20 protein-coding genes are annotated in these 18,591 nt (G+C 73.8%); 9 read left to right on the plus strand and 11 right to left on the minus strand.

All coding sequences use genetic code 11. From position 1 onward, the window contains the following. Window positions 1–2: 2 nt before the first annotated feature. Window positions 3–1,733 carry a sensor histidine kinase gene (locus CNQ36_RS02380; RefSeq protein ID WP_121544731.1) on the minus strand — a complete coding sequence of 577 codons (1,731 nt, stop codon included), beginning with the start codon at window positions 1,731–1,733 and terminating at the stop codon, window positions 3–5. A gap of 331 nt (window positions 1,734–2,064) precedes the next feature. Between CNQ36_RS02380 and CNQ36_RS02385 the strand changes: the two genes are divergently transcribed. Beyond that, window positions 2,065–3,267 carry a globin domain-containing protein gene (locus CNQ36_RS02385; protein ID WP_121544732.1) on the plus strand — a complete coding sequence of 401 codons (1,203 nt, stop codon included), beginning with the start codon at window positions 2,065–2,067 and terminating at the stop codon, window positions 3,265–3,267. Between the two features lie 51 nt (window positions 3,268–3,318). Here the strand turns inward: CNQ36_RS02385 and CNQ36_RS02390 are convergent, their stop codons facing one another. The 4 genes from CNQ36_RS02390 to CNQ36_RS02405 all read right to left on the minus strand — a co-directional run bounded on the left by CNQ36_RS02390 (window position 3,319) and on the right by CNQ36_RS02405 (window position 5,511). Then, the gene (locus CNQ36_RS02390) at window positions 3,319–3,693 is read right to left on the minus strand and encodes a hypothetical protein (RefSeq protein ID WP_121544733.1); all 375 of its coding nucleotides are present in this window, start codon (window positions 3,691–3,693) and stop codon (window positions 3,319–3,321) included. 83 nt (window positions 3,694–3,776) lie between these two features. Then, window positions 3,777–4,295 (minus strand): roadblock/LC7 domain-containing protein, encoded by a 519-nt coding sequence (locus CNQ36_RS02395; protein ID WP_121544734.1) that lies wholly within the window; start codon window positions 4,293–4,295, stop codon window positions 3,777–3,779. 38 nt (window positions 4,296–4,333) lie between these two features. Next, a complete protein-coding gene (locus tag CNQ36_RS02400; protein WP_121544735.1) occupies window positions 4,334–5,113 on the minus strand; it encodes a hypothetical protein in 780 nt (259 codons plus the stop codon). Then, window positions 5,110–5,511: a hypothetical protein gene (locus CNQ36_RS02405; protein WP_004935792.1), complete on the minus strand. Its 402-nt coding sequence runs from the start codon at window positions 5,509–5,511 to the stop codon at window positions 5,110–5,112. The genes CNQ36_RS02400 and CNQ36_RS02405 overlap by 4 nt, the downstream gene beginning before the upstream one ends. Window positions 5,512–5,901: 390 nt before the next feature. On the opposite strand from CNQ36_RS02405, the gene CNQ36_RS02410 reads away from it, so the two are divergent. Beyond that, window positions 5,902–7,023 carry a hypothetical protein gene (locus CNQ36_RS02410; protein WP_121544736.1) on the plus strand — a complete coding sequence of 374 codons (1,122 nt, stop codon included), beginning with the start codon at window positions 5,902–5,904 and terminating at the stop codon, window positions 7,021–7,023. A gap of 80 nt (window positions 7,024–7,103) precedes the next feature. Here the strand turns inward: CNQ36_RS02410 and CNQ36_RS02415 are convergent, their stop codons facing one another. Further along, a complete protein-coding gene (locus CNQ36_RS02415; RefSeq protein ID WP_163013182.1) occupies window positions 7,104–8,345 on the minus strand; it encodes a hypothetical protein in 1,242 nt (413 codons plus the stop codon). Window positions 8,346–8,584: 239 nt separating this feature from the next. Between CNQ36_RS02415 and CNQ36_RS02420 the strand changes: the two genes are divergently transcribed. The 3 genes from CNQ36_RS02420 (at window position 8,585) to tgmB (ending at window position 10,223) form a co-directional block, all read left to right on the plus strand. After that, on the plus strand, window positions 8,585–8,911 hold the full coding sequence (locus CNQ36_RS02420) for a YkvA family protein (RefSeq protein WP_040907990.1): 327 nt from the start codon (window positions 8,585–8,587) through the stop codon (window positions 8,909–8,911). 120 nt (window positions 8,912–9,031) lie between these two features. Beyond that, a complete protein-coding gene (gene tgmA, locus CNQ36_RS02425) occupies window positions 9,032–9,223 on the plus strand; it encodes a putative ATP-grasp-modified RiPP (RefSeq protein ID WP_004935783.1) in 192 nt (63 codons plus the stop codon). Between the two features lie 16 nt (window positions 9,224–9,239). Continuing rightward, window positions 9,240–10,223: an ATP-grasp ribosomal peptide maturase gene (tgmB, locus tag CNQ36_RS02430; RefSeq protein WP_121544738.1), complete on the plus strand. Its 984-nt coding sequence runs from the start codon at window positions 9,240–9,242 to the stop codon at window positions 10,221–10,223. Between the two features lie 20 nt (window positions 10,224–10,243). Here the strand turns inward: tgmB and CNQ36_RS02435 are convergent, their stop codons facing one another. Next, window positions 10,244–10,459, minus strand: a complete 216-nt coding sequence (locus tag CNQ36_RS02435; RefSeq protein ID WP_121544739.1) for a hypothetical protein — start codon at window positions 10,457–10,459, stop codon at window positions 10,244–10,246. Window positions 10,460–10,621: 162 nt separating this feature from the next. After that, entirely contained in the window at window positions 10,622–11,095 is a 474-nt protein-coding gene (locus tag CNQ36_RS02440) for a hypothetical protein (protein WP_121544740.1), read from the minus strand. A gap of 188 nt (window positions 11,096–11,283) precedes the next feature. Between CNQ36_RS02440 and CNQ36_RS02445 the strand changes: the two genes are divergently transcribed. Next, window positions 11,284–12,255 carry a GlxA family transcriptional regulator gene (locus CNQ36_RS02445; protein WP_121548335.1) on the plus strand — a complete coding sequence of 324 codons (972 nt, stop codon included), beginning with the start codon at window positions 11,284–11,286 and terminating at the stop codon, window positions 12,253–12,255. Window positions 12,256–12,268: 13 nt separating this feature from the next. Here the strand turns inward: CNQ36_RS02445 and CNQ36_RS02450 are convergent, their stop codons facing one another. The 3 genes from CNQ36_RS02450 to CNQ36_RS02460 all read right to left on the minus strand — a co-directional run bounded on the left by CNQ36_RS02450 (window position 12,269) and on the right by CNQ36_RS02460 (window position 15,385). Beyond that, window positions 12,269–12,526, minus strand: a complete 258-nt coding sequence (locus tag CNQ36_RS02450) for a DUF5133 domain-containing protein (RefSeq protein WP_040907988.1) — start codon at window positions 12,524–12,526, stop codon at window positions 12,269–12,271. Window positions 12,527–12,637: 111 nt separating this feature from the next. Continuing rightward, the gene (locus tag CNQ36_RS02455; RefSeq protein ID WP_121544741.1) at window positions 12,638–14,407 is read right to left on the minus strand and encodes an ABC transporter ATP-binding protein; all 1,770 of its coding nucleotides are present in this window, start codon (window positions 14,405–14,407) and stop codon (window positions 12,638–12,640) included. A gap of 120 nt (window positions 14,408–14,527) precedes the next feature. Beyond that, window positions 14,528–15,385 carry an aldo/keto reductase gene (locus CNQ36_RS02460; protein WP_121544742.1) on the minus strand — a complete coding sequence of 286 codons (858 nt, stop codon included), beginning with the start codon at window positions 15,383–15,385 and terminating at the stop codon, window positions 14,528–14,530. A gap of 219 nt (window positions 15,386–15,604) precedes the next feature. On the opposite strand from CNQ36_RS02460, the gene CNQ36_RS02465 reads away from it, so the two are divergent. The 3 genes from CNQ36_RS02465 (at window position 15,605) to CNQ36_RS02475 (ending at window position 18,563) form a co-directional block, all read left to right on the plus strand. Further along, complete coding sequence (locus tag CNQ36_RS02465; RefSeq protein ID WP_121544743.1) at window positions 15,605–16,018, plus strand: VOC family protein; 414 nt, start codon at window positions 15,605–15,607, stop codon at window positions 16,016–16,018. 133 nt (window positions 16,019–16,151) lie between these two features. Continuing rightward, window positions 16,152–17,042 (plus strand): Gfo/Idh/MocA family protein, encoded by an 891-nt coding sequence (locus CNQ36_RS02470; RefSeq protein WP_121544744.1) that lies wholly within the window; start codon window positions 16,152–16,154, stop codon window positions 17,040–17,042. Between the two features lie 315 nt (window positions 17,043–17,357). Then, complete coding sequence (locus tag CNQ36_RS02475) at window positions 17,358–18,563, plus strand: glycoside hydrolase family 64 protein (protein WP_121544745.1); 1,206 nt, start codon at window positions 17,358–17,360, stop codon at window positions 18,561–18,563. Window positions 18,564–18,591: the final 28 nt, after the last annotated feature.

An 18,591-nucleotide genomic window follows, 5' to 3' on the forward strand; every position in this document is an offset into this window, starting at 1 on the left:
GGCTACCGCTCCCCCGCCGGCACGCGCCACAGCAGCCTGGTGCCCCCGCCGGCCGAGCCGGTGACGTCGAGCGTGCCGCCCAGCTGCTCGGCGCGTTCCGCCATGTTGCGCAGCCCGCTGCGACGGCCCCCGGCGGGGATGCCCACTCCGTTGTCCTCGACCGTCAGTGTCAACTCGCGGCCGTCGGTCTCGAGGACCACCTCGGCGCGGTCGGCGCGGGCGTGCCGGGCGACGTTCGTCAGCGCCTCGGAGAGGACCGCCACCGCGTGGTCGGCCGCCTCCCTGGAGACCTGGGTGTCGAGCAGGCCCTCCATCCGCACGCTCGGAGGGAAGCCGAGCACGGGCGCGGCCTCGCCGACCACCCGCACCGCGCGGGCCCGCAGGCCGGTTCCGCCCGCGCCCGGGCCGGTGGGCGCGCGCAGTCCGAAGATGGTCGACCGGATGATCTTGATGGTCTCGTCCAGGTCGTCCACGGCCCGCAGCACCCGCTCCGAGGCCTCCTTGTGCTCGATGAACCGGCCGGCGCTCTGCAGCGTCATGCCGGTGGCGAACAGCCGCTGGATCGCCAGGTCGTGCAGGTCCCGGGCGATCCGGTCGCGGTCCTCGAGAACGGCGATCTGCTCGGCGTCCTGGCGGCGTTCCGCGAGTTCCATCGCGACGGCCGCCTGGGCGGCGAACCCCTGCAGCGGCTCGATCTCCTTGTCCGTGAACGCGTTGCCGCCGGTTTTCCGCACCAGCAGCAGGATGCCGCGCACACCCTCGCCCGACCCGATGGGCACGGCGACCGCGGGACCGAGGCCGGTGTGCCTTCGGGGACCGGGGAAGGCCCGGTCGTCGTGGGCGACGTCCGGGCTGGTGACGGGTGCGACGCCGGTGAAGGCGCGGCCGAGGAGACCGTCGTCGACGGGCACGACGAGCCCGCGGTGGCTCTCGGCGTCCTGTCCGATGGCGAGTTCCACGGTCAGCGCGTCGGTGTCGGCCACGGGCACCGCGACCACGGCGAGGGCGGCCCCGGTGATCTCCCTGGCGCGTTCCGCGATGAGCGCGAGCGCCGAGCCGCGTTCGCTGCCCGACATCAGGCCGTGGGTGATCTCGGCGTTGGCCCGCAGCCACCGCTCGCGCAGCCGGGACTCCTCGTACAGCCGGGCGTTGTCGATGGCGACGCCGGCCGCGACCGCGAGGGTGGACAGGACCGACTCGTCCTCCTCGTCGAACTGCGCCCCGCCCCGCTTCTCGGTGAGGTACAGGTTTCCGAAGACCTGGTCGCGGACCCGGATGGGGACTCCGAGGAAGGTGTTCATCGGCGGGTGGTGCGGCGGGAATCCGTACGAGGCGGGGTGGTCGGAGAGTTTCGCCAGCCGCAGCGGCTCCGGGTGGCGGATCAGCTCGCCGAGGATGCCGTGGCCCTCGGGGTAGTGGCCGATGCGGGCGATCGCCTCCTCGCTCACCCCGACGGTGTGGAAGGCGGAGAGCCGCCTGCCGTCCGGGCCGATCACGCCCAGCGCCGCGTACTGCGCGTCCACCAGCGCCGCCGCGGCCTCCACGATGCTGTGCAGCACCTGCTCCAGGTCGAGTTCCCGGCCGACCGAGAGGACCGCCTCCAGCAGGCTGTGCACCCGGTCGCGGGTGCCGCGGGCCGCGTCGATCCGCGCCTGGAGCTCTTCCAGCAGCTCGTCGAGCCTCAGCTGCGGTAGCCGTACGCGGTCGTCCTCGTCCCGCTCGGAGCCTGCCACCCGGGTGCCTCCCGTCCCCTCGTCCCGACGCCGTCGCCCGGCGGCGCACCGGTAACGGTCCAGTAAAGGTGACGGTACGGCATCGGCCGGGTGGCCGGACGGCCGGGGACGCCGGCCGGCGGCGGTGGGGTCCGGCGTCAGGGCCGGTCGGCCCTGCCCCGCGGTGCCCGCGGGGGGCCGGAGGTCCCGTTCCGGCGGGACGACGGTCCCGCGTTGCCGCCAGGACCCCTGTTACCCCCGGAAACAGCCCGGTCGGATTGCTATACAGATGCTGCCGCCGGACCGGATCCGCGGCCAACCCCCCTGCTCCGTCCCGCCCTTGGGAGGCCCCATGCTGTCCGAAGAGTCCGCCGCGGTACTGCGGGCCACCCTGCCCGCCGTGGCCGGGGCGCTCGACGAGATCACCACGCGCTTCTACGGCTCGATGTTCCGCGACCGGCCCGAGCTGCTGGACGGCCTGTTCAACCGGGGCAACCAGGCCAGTGGCGCGCAGCGCCGGGCGCTCGCCGGGTCCATAGCCGGTTTCGCCGGGGCGCTGCTCGAGAACCCGGACATCCGCCCGGACGCCCTGCTGTCCCGGATCGCCCACAAGCACGTCGCCGTCGGCGTCACCGACGACCAGTACACGATCGTGCACAAGTACCTGTTCGGGGCGATCGCCGAGGTGCTGGGCGACGCGGTGACGCCCGAGGTCGCCGCCGCCTGGGACGAGGTGTACTGGCTGATGGCCGGGGCCCTCATCGCGCGGGAGGCGCGCCTCTACCACGACGCGGGCGTCGCGCCGGGCGACATCTGGCGCCGGTGGACGGTCGTGGAGCGGCACGAGGAGACCGCCGACGTGGTGTCTTTCCTGCTCCGTCCCGCCGACGGCGGGCCCGCCCCGGTCGCCCGCGCGGGCCAGTACGTCAGCGTGCGGCTGCGCATGCCCGACGGGGTGCACCAGCTGCGCCAGTACAGCCTGTCCTCCGACCCCGGCGGCGATCTGCGCCGTATCACGGTGAAGCGGGTGGCCGGAGCGGACGGCGCACCGGACGGGGAGGTCTCCCGCATGCTGCACGAGCGCGTCGGCACCGGTGACGAGCTGGTCCTGTCCGTGCCCGCGGGCGACGTGGCGCTCGACGAGGCCGGCACCCCGCTGGTCCTGGTCTCGGCCGGTATCGGCTGCACCCCGATGCTCGGCATGCTCGCCCGGCTGGCCGCGACCGGCTCCACCCGGCGGGTGCTGGTCCTGCACGCGGACGGCTCGCCCGACGAGCACGCCCTGCGGGCGGAGACCCGCGAGACGGTGGAGTCGCTGCCGGACGCGGAAGCGGTCTTCTGGTACGAGCGTCCCGGCCCGGAGGAGCCCGGCGCCCGCACCGGGCTGATGGACCTCGCGGGGGTCGGCGTTCCGGCGGACGCGACGGTGTACCTGTGCGGTCCGCTGCCGTTCATGCGTGCCGTGCGGGGCGGGCTGCTCGACGCCGGGGTGCCCGCCCGCGCCATCCACTACGAGGTCTTCGGCCCCGATCTGTGGCTGCCCGGGACCGACTGACCGGCCGGTGTCCTCGGCGCCGCCGGCGGCGCCGAGGACACCGGCCGCGGATCAGACCTCGAGCTCGGACTCGATGCGGCGCAACTGGTGCCGCGCCATCGCCAGGTTGGCCCGGCTCCCGTCGAGCACCAGGTACAGGAACAGCCCGTTGCCGCCCCGCCCCTTGAGCAGACGGATCAGGTGGTACTGGCTGTTGAGGGTGATCAGGATGTCCTCGATCTCCTCGTTCAGGCCCAGCAGTTCCATGGTGCGCAGCTTGGACCGTACGACGTCGGTGTTGCCGGCGGCGGCGACCTCCAGGTTGAAGTCCTTGCCGCCGCCCAGCGTGCCGAGGGCCATGCCGCTGGTGTAGTCGACGAGCGCGACGGCCGTCGCGCCGTCGATGGCGCCGAGGCATTCCTTGAGCGAGGTCTCGGTGTTGGCCATGGGAAGTGTCCTTTTCGTCGGGATTGCTGTTTCGGGCCGGAAGCGGAGTCGTGCGGAGGCGCCCGGCCGGGGAGAGGTCTGGGTCAGCCGCCGGGCTGGGGCCGGGGCCGGTGTGCGGGCCGCTGCGGGGTCCGCACCGGGAGGGTGCCGATCGGCCGGGCCGGGTCCCGTGCCGCCCCCGGGGCGTCCCGGGCCGTGAACCGCTCGGCGTGCCGCCCTCCGCCCGGGCCGATGTGGGTGTCCACCAGCTCCGCGATCCGGGCGCCGCTGCGCCGGCCCTCCAGGTGCAGCCGGCCCACGTTGACGCGGTCGTCGGCGAGCAGGGTGAGGACGGCGGTGGTGCCCGCCGCGTAGGTCGCGATGTAGCCCTGGGCTCCCCGTACCAGGAGTTCGCGGAAGTCGCCGCGGCCCGCGGCGTCCGTCATGCGGTACGCGACGCCGAGCGCGGCCGCGGTGAGCGCGGCCAGCCCCTCCGGTTCGGTCTCCGGCACGTCGTGGGCGAGGACGAGTCCGTCCACGGTGGCCGCGAGGGAGCCGGCCAGTTTGGGTATCCGGGTGCGGAGCCGGCGCAGTTCGTCCAGCACGTCGGTCTCGACGGCCATGAGCAGTCTCCTTTCGGCACGCTGCCGGCGCGCGCGGATCACAGGGCCTCCAAGGCGTCCAGGAGCCGTTTCAGCAGTGCTGTGTCGGGCTCGTCCCACGCCGTGCCGCCCGCGTCGGGGACGGTGTGGAGGGGCGTGGGGGGCGGGGGTGGCGCGGGGGCGACCAGTCCGCCGGCGGCCAGGCGGCGCAGTTCGACGAGGGTGTGGAAGGTGCGGTGGGCCAGGGCCGAGGCGATCTGCGCGGCGGTGCGCGCGCCGTCCACCTGGCCGAGGGTGCGGGCCCGGCGGGGCGGCAGTTCGGCGGGACCGGCGCCGGGCACGCGGGTGAGCGGGGCGGTGTCGACGGCCGGGTCGGGCCAGATGCGGTGCAGCAGGTCGCGTCGGCGCCGGGACTCGTGGAGCACCGTCGCCACCGGCACCGGACGGACCGCGCCGAGCCAGTGCGCGACGCCGGGGCGGAAGCGGAGCGTCGTGCCGTGGTGGGTGAGGGCGAAGTAGGCCGCGTCGAACAGGGCGCCCAGATGGCACAGTTCCAGCGCGCCGGTGGTGAGACGCCCGCTGTCCACCAGCTGGCGGCCGACGCGCTGCCGGGACCCGGCCCGCTCGACCGCCTCCCACCAGCCGGCCGGGGCGACCGCGCCGCTGCGGGTGAGCAGGTCGCCGAGATCGGGACTGTAGGCGGATTCCACGTGGACGACGTGTCCCGCCGACAAGTAGAAGATCCCGGACTCGGTGGAGAGCGCCCCGGTCGCGTGGTCGGCCGCGAGGGTGCCGAGCAGTTCGGGCGCGGATCCGTCCGCGCACGGGGCCGTGGTCATCCCAGCACCAGCCGGTCCGCCATCTCGGCCAGCCGTATGCGGGCCAGGGCGAGGTTGCCGTCGGCGCGGTCGAGCCAGAGGTACAGGAACACGGTGCTGTCGAAGGTCGTGATGACGAACCGCAGCAGGTGGTAGGCGTCCGCGGTGGTGAGGATCAGGTCGTCGACGGCTGGTTCCCGGCCCGTCCCGGCGCTCCCGCCGCCGGCGGGGGCGAGCGTGCCGCTCTCCATGGCCAGGCGGGCCAGTTCGGCGGTCTCCGCGGCCGTGGCCTCCGTGTCACCGCCGGGCGCCTCGCCCACCGCCCCCAGGGCGAGCCCGCTGATCCAGTCGACCACCAGGGCGCCGCGCGCTCCGGGCAGTCGCATGGCTTCCAGCAGGCTCTCGTCGATTCCGGGCACGCCGGATCCCCCTTCTCGCACGGCTGTACCGCGAACGTGACGTCGACGCTACGGTGTGTGCTCAGTCGAGGTGAGGGCTTTGGCGTTTTCCGGTGGAATATGCGACAGGGGCGCGGCGCCACTGGTAGGGTCCGCGCTTCCGCCGCACCGCGGGAGGGGAGCCGTCCGCGGACGCGGGGGGCCGGCCCCGGTGCGGATGGAGGGCCGGCCCCGCCCGGAACCCATTGTGGCGACGCCGGCACCGCCGTGGACACGGGTGAAACGCCGTCACCACAGGTGCGCCGCGCACACCCCGCGCGCGACACGCCGTGCGGCGGAACCCCGGCTCATCCCGCCGGCGGACGGCGACGATACTGGCAGGAGCCCGTGCCCCCGCTCATGACTGGACCCATGCCGACCTCCTCCACCGCCCGCCCCACCGTCCCTCCCACGGTCTGGCTGGCCCGCGGCCGCCACACCGGCTCCACACCCGACACGGTGCTGCGGCACACCCTGCACTGGCTCAAGGCCGGCCAGGAGATCGACGACTTCCTGGAACTCCCCGCCGCCGAGACCGCCCCCGACCTGGTGTTCGAGTGCCGGACGCGGGTCGGCGACGAGGTCGTCGTGCGCGCCCGGCTGATCCTCGCGCCGGACACGGCCGAGGGCCGGGACTGGACCCTGGTCGCGGAGGCGGAGCAGCCCTGGGAGCAGACCTGGCCGTCGCCCGCCGGCATGTTCTGGCCGGCGGAGCCGGACGCCGCGTGGAACTCCGACCCGGTGACGGGGGTGCGGCCGGGCCGGATCAACCCGCTGCCGGAGGACGACAAGGCCGTACGCCGGCTGCTGCGCGACTGCGCGCGCGACCCGTGGCACATCCATGTCGTCGTCCACGAGGCCATGACCACGGACGAGCGCGGCCGGGTGCCGCTGGCGCGCTGGCTGCCGCCGGGGCTGCGTGACCGGGTGGTGGAGCACCGGGCCACGCCCCAGCAGTCGCGGGTGGCGAACTGGGCGCTGCGGGAGTTCGGCGTGGAGGTGCCGCGGGGCGGGGCGGTGGTGCTGCCGGGCAGCCCGGCCCCCGAGGGGTACGGCGCCGACGCGTTCGCGGTGCGCGCGGTGTACCTGGACGGCACGGAACCGGCCGACCTCGTCGACGCGGTGACCCGCTTCGACGCGCTGCCGCGCGCCCTGCCGGACGGTGCGGGGGACGTCCTCACGTCGCTCCGTGAGGACTGGCGCCTGCTGACGACGGCGGAGGAACTCGCCCGCCAGCGGGCGCTGGTGACGATGTACGCCGAGGCGCTCGAGGCGATGACCAAGTCCCGGGACCTCTACCGCGAGGCCGCCGAGAGCGCCCATGAGGCGCTGGCCGCGTACCGGGAGCAGGCCGGAGTCCCGGAGCCCGCGCAGCCCTCCGCTTCCCGCGCCGCCTCCCCCTTCCAGCAGCTGACCCGCACTCTGGAACGCCTGAAGCCCGGCCCCAGACCCCAGCGCGCGGAGCCGGAGGAACCGTCCGCGGAGCACCGCTAGACGGCCGCCCGCCGTCCGCGGGCGGCCGTCCTCTCCGGGGAGCGGCACGGGTGGGTGGTGCGACAGGCTTCAGATCACCGTCACTCCGTCACGCGGCGGGCCTTCGGAGCCGGCGACGGCGTCCAGCGGCCGTCGGAGAGCGGGGACGCCACCCGTATTACCAACGCCGCCAGTGCCAGCAGCGCCGCGGCGAAGGCGGCCGGGGCGCTGAGCCAGGCCGGGGCGAGGGCGAGGTCCAGGGACCTGGACAGCACCGCGGACGGGAAGGATCCGCCGTAGGCGTGGGCCGCGGCCAGCAGCGCGGGGACCACGAACGCCCCTGCCAGCACCACCGCGCCGGGGCGCACCACCAGGATCAGCGCCAGCGCCGTGCAGAGCACCGAGAGGCCGACGGTGTAGGCGTGCAGGCCCAGTGAGACACCGTCGTGCCGCAGCGGGAAGTGGGTCACCGCGCACACCGCGAGGGCCACGGCCGCGAGCCAGCTCGGCCAGACCGCGGACCTGACGACCGGCGCGGGCGAGCGGCGCGGCAGGCGTGGACGCCCGTCGCCGCGCCCGGCGAACAGCAGCCTGCGCGGGCGACGGGCGCGTTCCGGGCCGGGGGCCTCGTCCCCGGTGCGCGCGGGCACCGTCACCGGCCGCTGCGCGGCCAGCCGGTCGATCAGTTCGACCAGTTCGTCGACGGACCGGCCGGTCGCCGCCGCCCGCAGCGCCTCCTCGCGGCAGTGGGGCGCCAGCGGCTCGCTGTGCAGCAGCGCCACCAGGCGGGTGACGTCCTCGACGGAGCGGTGCGCCGCCGCCGCGCGGATCGTCTCGTCAGCGCTCGCGGCGTCGCGGGGCGGCAGGGTCAGCAGGGCCACGAGACGGGTGACGTCCTCCACGGACCGGCCGATCCCGGCGGTGCGGAGCGCGTCCACCACGGAGCGCGTGTGCTCGGGCGAGCGTTCCAGCGCGGTGATGAGGTCGGCGACGTCCTCCAGGGGCCGGTCCGACACGGCGGTGTGCACCAGGTCGCCGACCGGATCGCCGTACGGCTTCCCGGGCGCCGGGTCCGGGGGATCCAGGAGGGCCGCCCGGCCGTCGACGGGGTCCACGAGGTCGACCGTGGCGACGGGATCGTAGGGGGAGCCGGGGTACGGCGGGTCCGGCGGCCGCGGTTCCGCCTCGGCCGGGTGCGCCGGGGGGACCGGCGGGTACGAGGGCGCCCGCTCCGTGTGGTGGGTGCCGGTCGCGGCGGCCGTCGTCGCGGAGGGCGGCGGGACGGCCGCCTCGCCGGGTATGACCGGTTCGTTCGGGGAGGACGAGGAGGGGAAAGTGGTCATGATCGGCTCCAGGGGAAGACTGATGACCATTACTAGGTGCCTCCACCGCTCGCTGCCACTTGGCTGAGCCACCGGGATGAGCTGCGGCGTTCCGGTGTTTCGCACGGTTCGCGCCGGGCATCGGACGCGAGCGCGCATGGCCGGTCCCTGACGCCATACCGGCGCCGTGAGCGGGAATCCGCTCTGTGAGGGGTGTGCCGCGGCGGGACCGCGGCACGGCTCAGAAGGAGGGCAGTCCGTTGGAGACGACCACCGTGGTGCTCATCGTCGCCGCGGTCCTGGCGGCCGCGGTGCTGGCCGGCGCCGTCGCCGTGCTGGTCCGACTGGTCCGCACCCGGCGTGAGTTGCGTCACGCGGGGCTGCCCACCGGGCCCCGCTGGGTGTTCTGGGGCGCGGTCCTCTACCTCGTGCTGCCGGCCGATCTGCTGCCCGATCCGGTGTACCTGGACGACATGGGCGTACTTCTGCTCGCACTGCGCACCATGCGGGGTTCCTCCGGCGCCCGGGCCCCCGGAGCGGCCCTCGGCAAGCACGGTCGGCAACCCGCCGACGATTACGCTCCGTGAGGAAACCAACCCCCCGTTCGATTCGTATAAGTCTCTGGAAGCCAAAAGAAGTCGGCGGACCAAGCGGCGGCGCACAGCGGGCCGTTGCCTGCTCGGCGCAGCACCGACGAGGGAGAGACGATGCAACCGTTCGCGCTCAACTACGCACGTCCGGCGGTGGAGTTGGCCGTTGCCACTCCGTACGCGTATGACTCCGGACTGCAGTTGAACGTACTCGGCGACGGACGGATCGCGGCCTGCGACCACGCACTGTTGCGCGAGGTGGGGACGACGACGTCCACCGCGGGCTCCAAGACCCACTTCGACGACTGAACGCGGACGGTAGACGATGACCGTCCTGATCCTCACCAGTGAGGAGGACGTGACCGCCGACATGGTGGTCGTCCATCTGAACGGCTCCGGTGTGCCGGTGGTGCGCCTCGACCCCGCCGATCTGACCGGGGGCGTCTCGCTGTCCGGCGAGTATGTGCACGGCCGCTTCCGCGGCCATCTGTCCACCGGCGGCCGGCTGGTGAGCCTCGGCGGCCTGCGGTCGGTGTGGGTGCGCCGGCCCGGCACCCCGGCCGGACACGCGGCACAGCCGTCGGCGTGGCTGACCGAGGAGGCCTCGCAGGCCCTCTACGGCATGCTGCGCGGCTGCGACGCGCGCTGGATGAACCATCCGGACGCGGCCCGGCAGGCCCGGCACAAGCCGTGGCAGCTGCGCCTGGCCCAGCGCTGCGGCCTGCCCGTGCCGGCGACGGTGATCACCACGTTCCCGCGGGCCGCGCGGGAGTTCGCCGAACGCTTCCCGGACCTGGTGGTCAAGCCGGTGTCGGGGGCGCATCCGCAGGATCCGCCGCGGGCCGTGCCGACCAGCCGGGTGGCGCCGGACACGGACTTCTCGGCGGTCGCCTTCGGGCCGACGCTGCTGCAGCGCCGGATCGCCAAGCGGGCCGACATCCGGCTCACCGTGGTGGGCGAGCGGCTGCTCGCGGCCCGCAAGGCGACGGCGCCGGACGCCGATCCGAAGGAGGTGGACGTGCGTTTCGCCGCCCCCGGGTCGCCCTGGGAGCCGGCCGGGGTCCCGCCGCGCATCGCGGACGCCGTCCGCACCTATCTGCGCCGGGCCGAACTGGCGTACGGCGCGTTTGACTTCGCCGAGGACTCCGACGGGACGTGGTGGTTCCTCGAGTGCAACCAGTCGGGGCAGTTCGGGTTCGTGGAGGTGGAGACGGGACAGCCCATCGCCCGGGCCATCGCCGAGTGGCTCTCCCGTCCCATACCCGACGGCCCCTCGAAGCTCGACGAGGCCGGCAGCACGGTGCGGTGAGCGGCCGCCGCCGTGCGGGCTCAGTGCGTGCGCGGTCCGGGCAGCAGGGCGGTGCGCTGCCAGCCGTTGCCCGGGGACTGCGGCCGGTCCAGGCCCGGTCCGTAGCCCGGGGACTGCAGAGGCCGCATGACCATCTCCAGTTCCCTGCTCACGCGTTCGGCCTCACGGCGCACCTGTGCGGGCACGTCGCCGCACTCCGCGATGAGTCGGTCGTAGATCGGGGAATCCTGGAACACGCGTCAACGTGCCTTTCTGCTCGTCGGCCCCGGTGCGGGACGCGATTGCAGAGTCTAGGCGGCCGAACAGTCCGAAGGGGGAATTCCCCGGTACAACGGGTCACAGAACGGATGCTCCGGATGTGCGGCGCACATCGGGCACACCGGTGGGTTCCCGCAGGGTCAGGCCCCGGTCGTGGAGCCGGGGCGGACGATCATCAGGACCGTGACGGCCGCCCACAACAGGTTGAACACCCCGGTGAACATGGCCAGCCGGACCGTGCTCCGCCGTTCCACGACGCCGCGCCCGGTCAGCTCCCCGACGAGTTCGTCCTGCCGGGGAAGCACGAAGGCGAGCAGGACTCCGGCGGCGGCCGCGGTCAGGGCGATCGAGGTGATCAGCCAGCCGTCGCCCAGGACGCCCATCGCGAGACCGGTGGCGAGACCGAGCAGGGGCACCGCGACGCCCACCCGGGCGTAGACCCGGCAGATGCGGTGGAGCAGCGCGACGGTGGTCACCGCCGTCCCGGCGGGGCCCCCGCCGTCCGCCGGGGCGGCGCGGCGGACGGCCGGCGGGAACATGCTGGCCGCGACGGTGACGGGACCGACGGCGATGATGGCGGCGAGGACGTGGAGGGACAGCAGGAGCTTGGTCACCGGAACTCTTTCCCTGGTGTGGTCGGCGGTGCCGGGCTCACGCTAGGGGCCCGCCGGATGATCACCCAGAGGCTGGAACGCCAGTTTCCCACGGGTTCCCGCCAACCCCTCCGAGCGGGGGTTTCGTACGCCGCCTCCGCTTCACCCCGGCTCCCGCGTGTGGCGGGAACCGGCCTATCGTGGCGTTCATGCACTCCGTGACGATTCTGGCGCTCGACGGGGTGATCCCCTTCGACATGGCCGCCCCGATGCAGGTCTTCGACCAAACGCGACTGCCGGACGGCCGGCGCCCCTACCGGGTACGGCTCTGCGCGGAGCGGCCCGAGGTGCGCGCGGACGGCGGTTTCACCCTGCGCGTCGACCGCGGACTGGAAGCCCTGGCGGACGCCGACACGGTCGTCGTCCCCGGCCGCGCCGAAGGGTCGCCGCCGCCCTCGCCGGCCGTGCTCGCGGCGCTGCGCGAGGCGGCCGGGGCGGGCACCCGGATCGCGTCGGTGTGCGTGGGCGCGTTCGTGCTGGCGGAGGCGGGGCTGCTGGACGGTCTGCGCGCCACCACGCACTGGGTGGCGGCCGGCCTGCTGGCCCGGTCCTTCCCGGAGGTCGACGTGCGGCCGGACGTGCTCTACGTCGACAACGGCCGGATCCTCACCTCGGCCGGAGCCGCCGCCGCGCTGGACATGTGCCTGCACATGATCCGCAGCGACCTGGGCTCGGCCGTCGCCGCGGACGCCGCCCGGATGTCGGTGATGCCGCTGGAGCGGGAGGGCGGCCAGGCACAGTTCATCGTGCACGAGCACCCTCCGGTGCCCCGCGGCTCGGACCTCGAGCCGCTGCTGGACTGGATCGGGGACAACCTGGCGCACGAGGTCACGCTCGGGGCGATGGCGGCACGGGCCGGCATGAGCGAGCGCACCTTCAGCCGTCGCTTCCGCGAGCAGACGGGCACCACACCCCTGCAGTGGCTGCTGCGGGCACGGGTGCGGCGTGCGCAGTACCTGCTGGAGAACAGCGACCACACGGTCGAACGGATCGCCCAGCAGGCGGGGTTCGGGTCGCCGACGGCGTTCCGCGAGCGGTTCCGCAAGGTGGTCGGCACCACTCCGCACGCCTACCGCTCGACGTTCAGCGGGCGGCGCGCCGTCCCCGCGGCCGGCGGGTGAGCGGCCCGCCGGCTCAGACCGCCAGCGACAGGCCGCTCTCCCCCTCGGCCCCGGGTGCCCGGCCGGGCGCGCGGCGCGCCTGGTCGAGCAGGGCGTCCGCCAGGGCGACGGCCTCATGGACGCCGGACGCCCCCGTCATGGCGACGAGCGTGCGGCCGACGTCCTCCAGTTCGCGCGCGGCCGCCGGCGAGAACCGTTCCGCCTGAGCTATCCGCAGCGTAGCGTACCGCGTCAGCAGCTCTCTGACGACCTTCGGATCCGGTGCGAGCACGTGGCGCCCCTCTCTGGTTTTCGCTGCGTATGCCCGAACCAGGCGGAACCACTCACCCCATTTGCTCGACTGGCCGCAATTGACCGAAAACCGCCGCACCCTGACCGGCTGTCAGGCGACCTGCCCGCTGTGCAGCGCCGTGTACGCCCCGCCCCGGCGCAGCAGGTCCTCGTGGGTGCCGATCTCCTGGATGCGGCCGTCCGCCATCACCACGATCCGGTCGGCGCCGCGCACGGTGGACAGCCGGTGCGCCACGACGAAGGTGGTGCGGCCGCGCAGCAGCCGGGCGAGGGCCTCCTGCACCAGTGCCTCCGAGCGGGTGTCCAGCGCCGAGGTCGCCTCGTCCAGGACCAGCACCTTGGGGTCCCGGATCAGCGCGCGGGCGATGGCCAGGCGCTGGCGCTGCCCGCCGGACAGCCGGGCGCCGCGTTCCCCTACGAGGGTGTCGAGGCCCTGGGGCAGCCGGTCGACGAACTCCAGGGCGTTGGCGTCGCGCAGCGCTGCCCGCACCGTCTCCTCGTCCGCGTCGTCCATGCCGTAGGCGACGTTCTCCCTGATGGTGCCGTCGAACAGGATCGACTCCTGCGGCACCACCGACAGGAAGCGCCGGTAGGTGCGCAGGTCGAGGCTGTTCATGTCGGCGCCGTCGAGCAGCAGCCGGCCCGAGGTCGGGCGGATGAAACCGATGACGAGGTTGAGCACCGTCGACTTGCCCGCGCCCGAGGCGCCGACGAGCGCGATGGTCTCGCCCGGGGCGACGTCGAGGGTGAAGTCCCGCACCGCGGGGCGTCCGTCGCTCTCGTACGCGTGGCCGACGCCCTCGAAGGTGATCGCGCCGCGCAGTCCGCCGACCTCCGCCTTGCCCTCGTTGTCCTCCAGTTCGGGGGCCTGGAGGACCTCGCCGACCGAGCGCACGGACTCCAGCCCCTTGGTGATGACGGGGGCGAGCCCCGCCAGCGTGGTCGTGGAGTTGGTGAGCGTGGTCAGGAAGGCGCTGAGCATCACGACGTCGCCGGCCGAGACGCCCCAGACGCCGTAGTACGAGATGAGGGCCGCCCCGGCCAGCACGCAGACGCCGACGACGTTGAGGACGACCCAGGCCAGCGAGCCGAACCGGCCGTTGACCAGGTCCAGGCGGTTTCCGGAGCTGAGCAGCCGGTTCAGGGTGCCGTTCATCCGGCGCAGCGCCTTGCCCTCCAGACCGTGGGCGCGGGTGACGGGGATGAGCCGGGTCATCTCGGTCACCCGGGACGACAGCGTCTCCACCTCGTGGCGGAAGTGCTCGTTGTGGGTGCGCAGCCGGGCCCGCAGCCGGGCGACGAGCAGGGCGGCGGCGGGGACCACGATCAGGAAGACCGGCAGGAACTCGGGGGTGCGGATCGCGATGATGACGAGCCCCCCGGTGAGCACGGTGAGCGCGCCGAGCCCGGTCTCAGCGGTCTGCTGGACCATCTGTTCGACGGTCTCGACGTCCCGGACGACCTTGGCCTGGAGCACACCGGCGCTGACGCGGGAGTGGTAGCCGATGGAGAGCTGCTGCATACGGGTGCACAGCGCGGAGCGCAGGGTGGTGCCCATGCGGCGGACGCTGCCGTAGAGCAGCCGGACGTACAGCAGGTGCAGCGGGTAGTTGACCAGCAGGATGAACATGATGACGCCGGTGCTGGTCCACAGTTGTGAGATCGGCCGGTGCTGCACGACCGTGTCGATGATCGACGCGGTGATCAGCGGCAGCAGCCAGACCGGGCTGTGCTTGAACGTGAAGACGCCGACGGCGGCGGCCAGCCGGCCGCGGTCGGCGCGGAACAGATAGGCGAGGGTGCGGATCGGGTGCTCGCCGCGGTAGCGGTGGTCGAGCGGTCTTTCCAGCGACGACGCCATGGGTGGTGGTCCTCCCCTGTGACTTTCTCAGCAAGCGCTTTCTACACCCGCGTGCCAGGAGTACACCAGTGCACGGGGTGCCCGCCCCGGGCGTCCGGCGCCTGAGACGGGCGGGAGGGTTCAGCCGGCGTCCAGCTCCGCGATGTCCCCGGCCGTCAGGACGAGACCGGCGGCGCCCGCGGAGTCACGGACCGACTCCGGCCGGCTCGCCCCCGGAATGGGCACGACGACCGGCGACCTGGCGAGCATCCACGCCAGGCACACCTGGTACGCGCTCACCCCGTGCGCCCGGGCGATCCGCGCGAACGGGGCGTGGTCGGAGGCGAGTCCACCGGCCCGGGCGATGCCGCCGAACGGGCTGTAGGGCAGGAACGCGATGCCGAGCTCGTCGCACAGCCGCAGCTCCGGCTCGCTGGAGCGGAAGGCCGGGGAGAACTTGTTCTGCACGGAGACCAGCCCGCCGCCGAGGATCTCGCCGGCCTGCCGGATCTGCTCCGGGCCGGCGTTGGAGACGCCGGCCATGCGGATCTTGCCCTCGTCCAGCAGCTCGCGCAGCGCGCCGACGGACTCGGCGTACGGGACCCGGGGATCGGGGCGGTGGAACTGGTAGAGCCCGATGGCCTCCACGCCGAGCCGGCGCAGCGACGCCTCGCACGCCCGCTTCAGGTGTTCGGGGCTGCCGTCCTGCGTCCAGCTGCCGTCCCCGGGGCGCAGATGACCGCCCTTGGTGGCGACCAGGACGTCGCCGCCCCGCTCGTGGGAGGCGAGCGCCTTGGCGATCAGGGCCTCGTTGTGGCCGACCTCGTCGGCGTGCAGATGGTAGGAGTCGGCGGTGTCGATCAGTGTGACACCGGCGTCCAGCGCGGCGTGCAGGGTGGCCAGGGAGCGGGCCTCGTCCGGGCGCCCTTCGATCGACATGGGCATCGCGCCCAGCCCGACGGCGCCGACCTCGACCTCACCGATACGGCGGGTGTTCATATGCGAGTGACCTCTTCCGGCTGTTGTCGCACGGTCCTGGAAAGCGCGTACCAGCCTGGTCCCGGCGCGGCCCGAAATCCAATAGAAGAAAGCGAACGCATTCAGCAGACGGGGCGCTGAATGGGCTCCCGGCCGGGCGGCGCCGCCGCCGCGCGGTCGCCGCCGCCCGGCGTTACGCTGCGCACGGTTTCCCCAATGCGGACATTCCGGGAGGTAGTCATGGCCTCGCTCCTCAACCCGTATCTGAGCTTCGACGGGAACGCACGGCAGGCGCTGGAGTTCTACAAGGAGGTCTTCGGCGGTGAGCTGCGGCTCAACACGTACGGGGACTTCGGGCAGGCCGGAGCCGGCCACGCCGACAAGATCATGCACGCCATGCTGGCGAGTCCCGCCGGCCACACCCTCATGGGCGCCGACATGCCGCCGGGCATGAGCCACGCCCCGGGCAACAACTTCGCCGTGAGCCTCAGCGGTGACGACGAGTCCGCGCTGCGCGGCTACTGGGAGAAGCTGTCCGACGGCGGCTCGGTGGCCGTACCGCTGGAGAAGCAGATGTGGGGGGACGTGTTCGGGATGTGCACGGACCGCTTCGGCATCCCCTGGATGGTCGACATCACCCGGTCCGAGGGCTGAGCCCCGCCTTCGGCGGGCGGCCGGCCGTTGACACGGCGTTCCGGCGGGGATCACCGTACTGACCGGAGCGCGCGGGCGGAGCGCGCCGGGACACCGGTCCGGCGGCCGCCGCGGGGCCCGGAGAGGCGGCGGCATGCGGATCGGACTGCTCGGCACCGGACCCTGGGCGCGGGCGGTGCACGCCCCCGCGCTGAGCGGACACCCCGGCCTCGAGTTCGCGGGCGTGTGGGGCCGCCGGCCCGACGCCGCCGGGGAGCTGGCCGGGCTGCACGGCATCCGGGCGTACGAGGACGTCGGGGCGCTCCTCGCCGACGTGGACGCCGTCGCCGTGGCGCTGCCGCCCGCGGTGCAGGCGGACCTCGCCGTGCGCGCGGCGCGGGCCGGGTGCCATCTGCTGCTCGACAAGCCGCTCGCGCCGACCGTGGCGCAGGGGCGGGCGGTGGTCGGGGCGGCCGAGGAGGCCGGGGTCGCCTCCGTGGTCTTCTTCACCACCCGCTTCCAGCCCGGCCCGGAGGCTTGGATCACCGAACAGGCGGGCGTGGGCGGCTGGTTCACCGGGCGGGCGCAGTGGCTCGGTGCGGTGTTCACCTCCGAGGGCAATCCGTTCGCCGACTCCCCGTGGCGGCGGGAGAAGGGCGCCCTGTGGGACGTCGGCCCGCACGCCCTGTCCGTGCTGCTCCCGGTGCTGGGCGCCCCGCGGCGGGTCACGGCCGCCGCGTACGGTCCCGGGGACACCGTGCATCTCGTGCTCGACCACGCGGGCGGCGCGTCGAGCAGCCTCACCCTGAGCCTGACCGCTCCCCCGGCGGCGGCCGGGGCGATGGTCGAGCTGCGCGGTGCGGCCGGGGTCACCGTGCTGCCCGAGGCCACGGAGGGCGCGGTCCCGGCGCTCACCCGGGCCGCGGACGCCCTCCTCGCCGCGGCCCGCACCGGCACCCCGCACCCCTGCGACGCGGCGTTCGCCCTCCGGGTGACGGAGGTGCTGGCCTCGGCGGAGACGCTGCTGCACAGCGGGACACGCTGACGGGGCCGGCGGCGGTCGAGGCGACTGCGCACCGGAGCGTTCCCGACGCGCTCCGTGGCGCCCGCGCCCGGCCGGGCTTAAGGGGCCCTTAAAGGCCGGTTAAGTGATCGTGGGGCCCTGACTCCTCCCCCGTTTCTGCGCAGGTCAGCGGAGTGCCGGGGACAAGTCGGACCGTTGGCGGGGGCTGTCGCGGTGCCTAGCATCAGTGCCGCACGCCGGTCCCGGCGCAGCGTCTGAGAGCGCTCTCTCTCGCTCGCCGCGCCGGTCGGCCGGCGTGGTCAGGAACCCGTCCGAGCACTCCGGGAGACCCCCCACATGACTCCTCGTCACCAGCGCGCCGTCGGCCGCCGCAAGGTCCTCTTCGCCCTCGGCGGTGCCGCCGTGGCCCTCCCCGCGGCGGCGGCCATCGCTCCGCACGCCCTCGCGGACCAGTCCGGCGGGCAGGGCGCCGGCACCAACGCGGCGGGCGCACTGCCGCTGACGATCGTCAACGGCAGCGGCTCCTTCGGCAACGCGAACGTGCACGTCTACATCGTGGGCAACGCGGACGGCCGTCAGGTCCGGGTCACCCCCGAGGGCACCGTCGTCCCGGTCGCCGCGTCCGACAACGGCCCCGACGGCTTCACCGACTACGCGATCGGCCTGTCGGGCAGCGGCGAGACCAAGCTGTCCCTGCCGTACATGTCCGGCCGGATCTACGTCTCGCTCGGCGAGAAGCTGAAGTTCAAGGTCGTCACGGACGGCGACGGCAACGCGGCTCTGCAGTACCCGGCCGGCTGGGTCACGTCCGACCCCAACTACGGCGTGCTGCACGACTGCGCCGAGTTCACCTACAACTCCTCGGGCATGTTCTGCAACACGACGATGGTCGACATGTTCAGCGTGCCGATGGGGATCCGGCTCACCGGCGCCAAGGACCAGACGACGGGCACCGTGCGCGAGGGCGGCCGCGCGGCCGCGTTCGCCGCCGTCAAGCAGGTGGAGGCGTTCTCCCGGCTCGTCGTGGACGACACCCGGATCATCGCCCCGGGCCACGGGCTGGACGCCGGCCTGTTCGCGAAGGACTACCTCGCCCCGTACATCGACGAGGTGTGGAGCACCTACACGGGACGGGACCTCAGGGTCACCACCAACGCCGGCACCTTCACCGGGCGGGTCCGCGGAGACCGGTTCACCTTCGACGGGCCCGCCCAGGTCTCCTTCGGCAAGCCGTCGACGCGGGACGTCCTCTTCTGCGACGGCGCGCTCGCCGCCCCCAACGACGGCACGACCGGCCCGGTCGCCGCGGTACTGGGCGCCGGATTCAACCGTTCCACCCTGCTCAGCCACCCCGACCAGCCGACCACCGACGCCTCGGTGTTCTACCGGACCGAGCTCACCAACCACTACGCGAAGGCCGTCCACTCGGCCACCGAGGACGGCAGGGCCTACGGTTTCGCCTTCGACGACGTGGCCGACTTCGCCTCGTACATCCAGGACACGGCGCCCACCGGCCTGCGTCTGACGCTCTCGGCGTTCTAGCGACGGGCCCCCGGCCCCTCGCGGGCAG

Source organism: Streptomyces fungicidicus (assembly GCF_003665435.1).
GTDB lineage: Bacteria > Actinomycetota > Actinomycetes > Streptomycetales > Streptomycetaceae > Streptomyces > Streptomyces fungicidicus.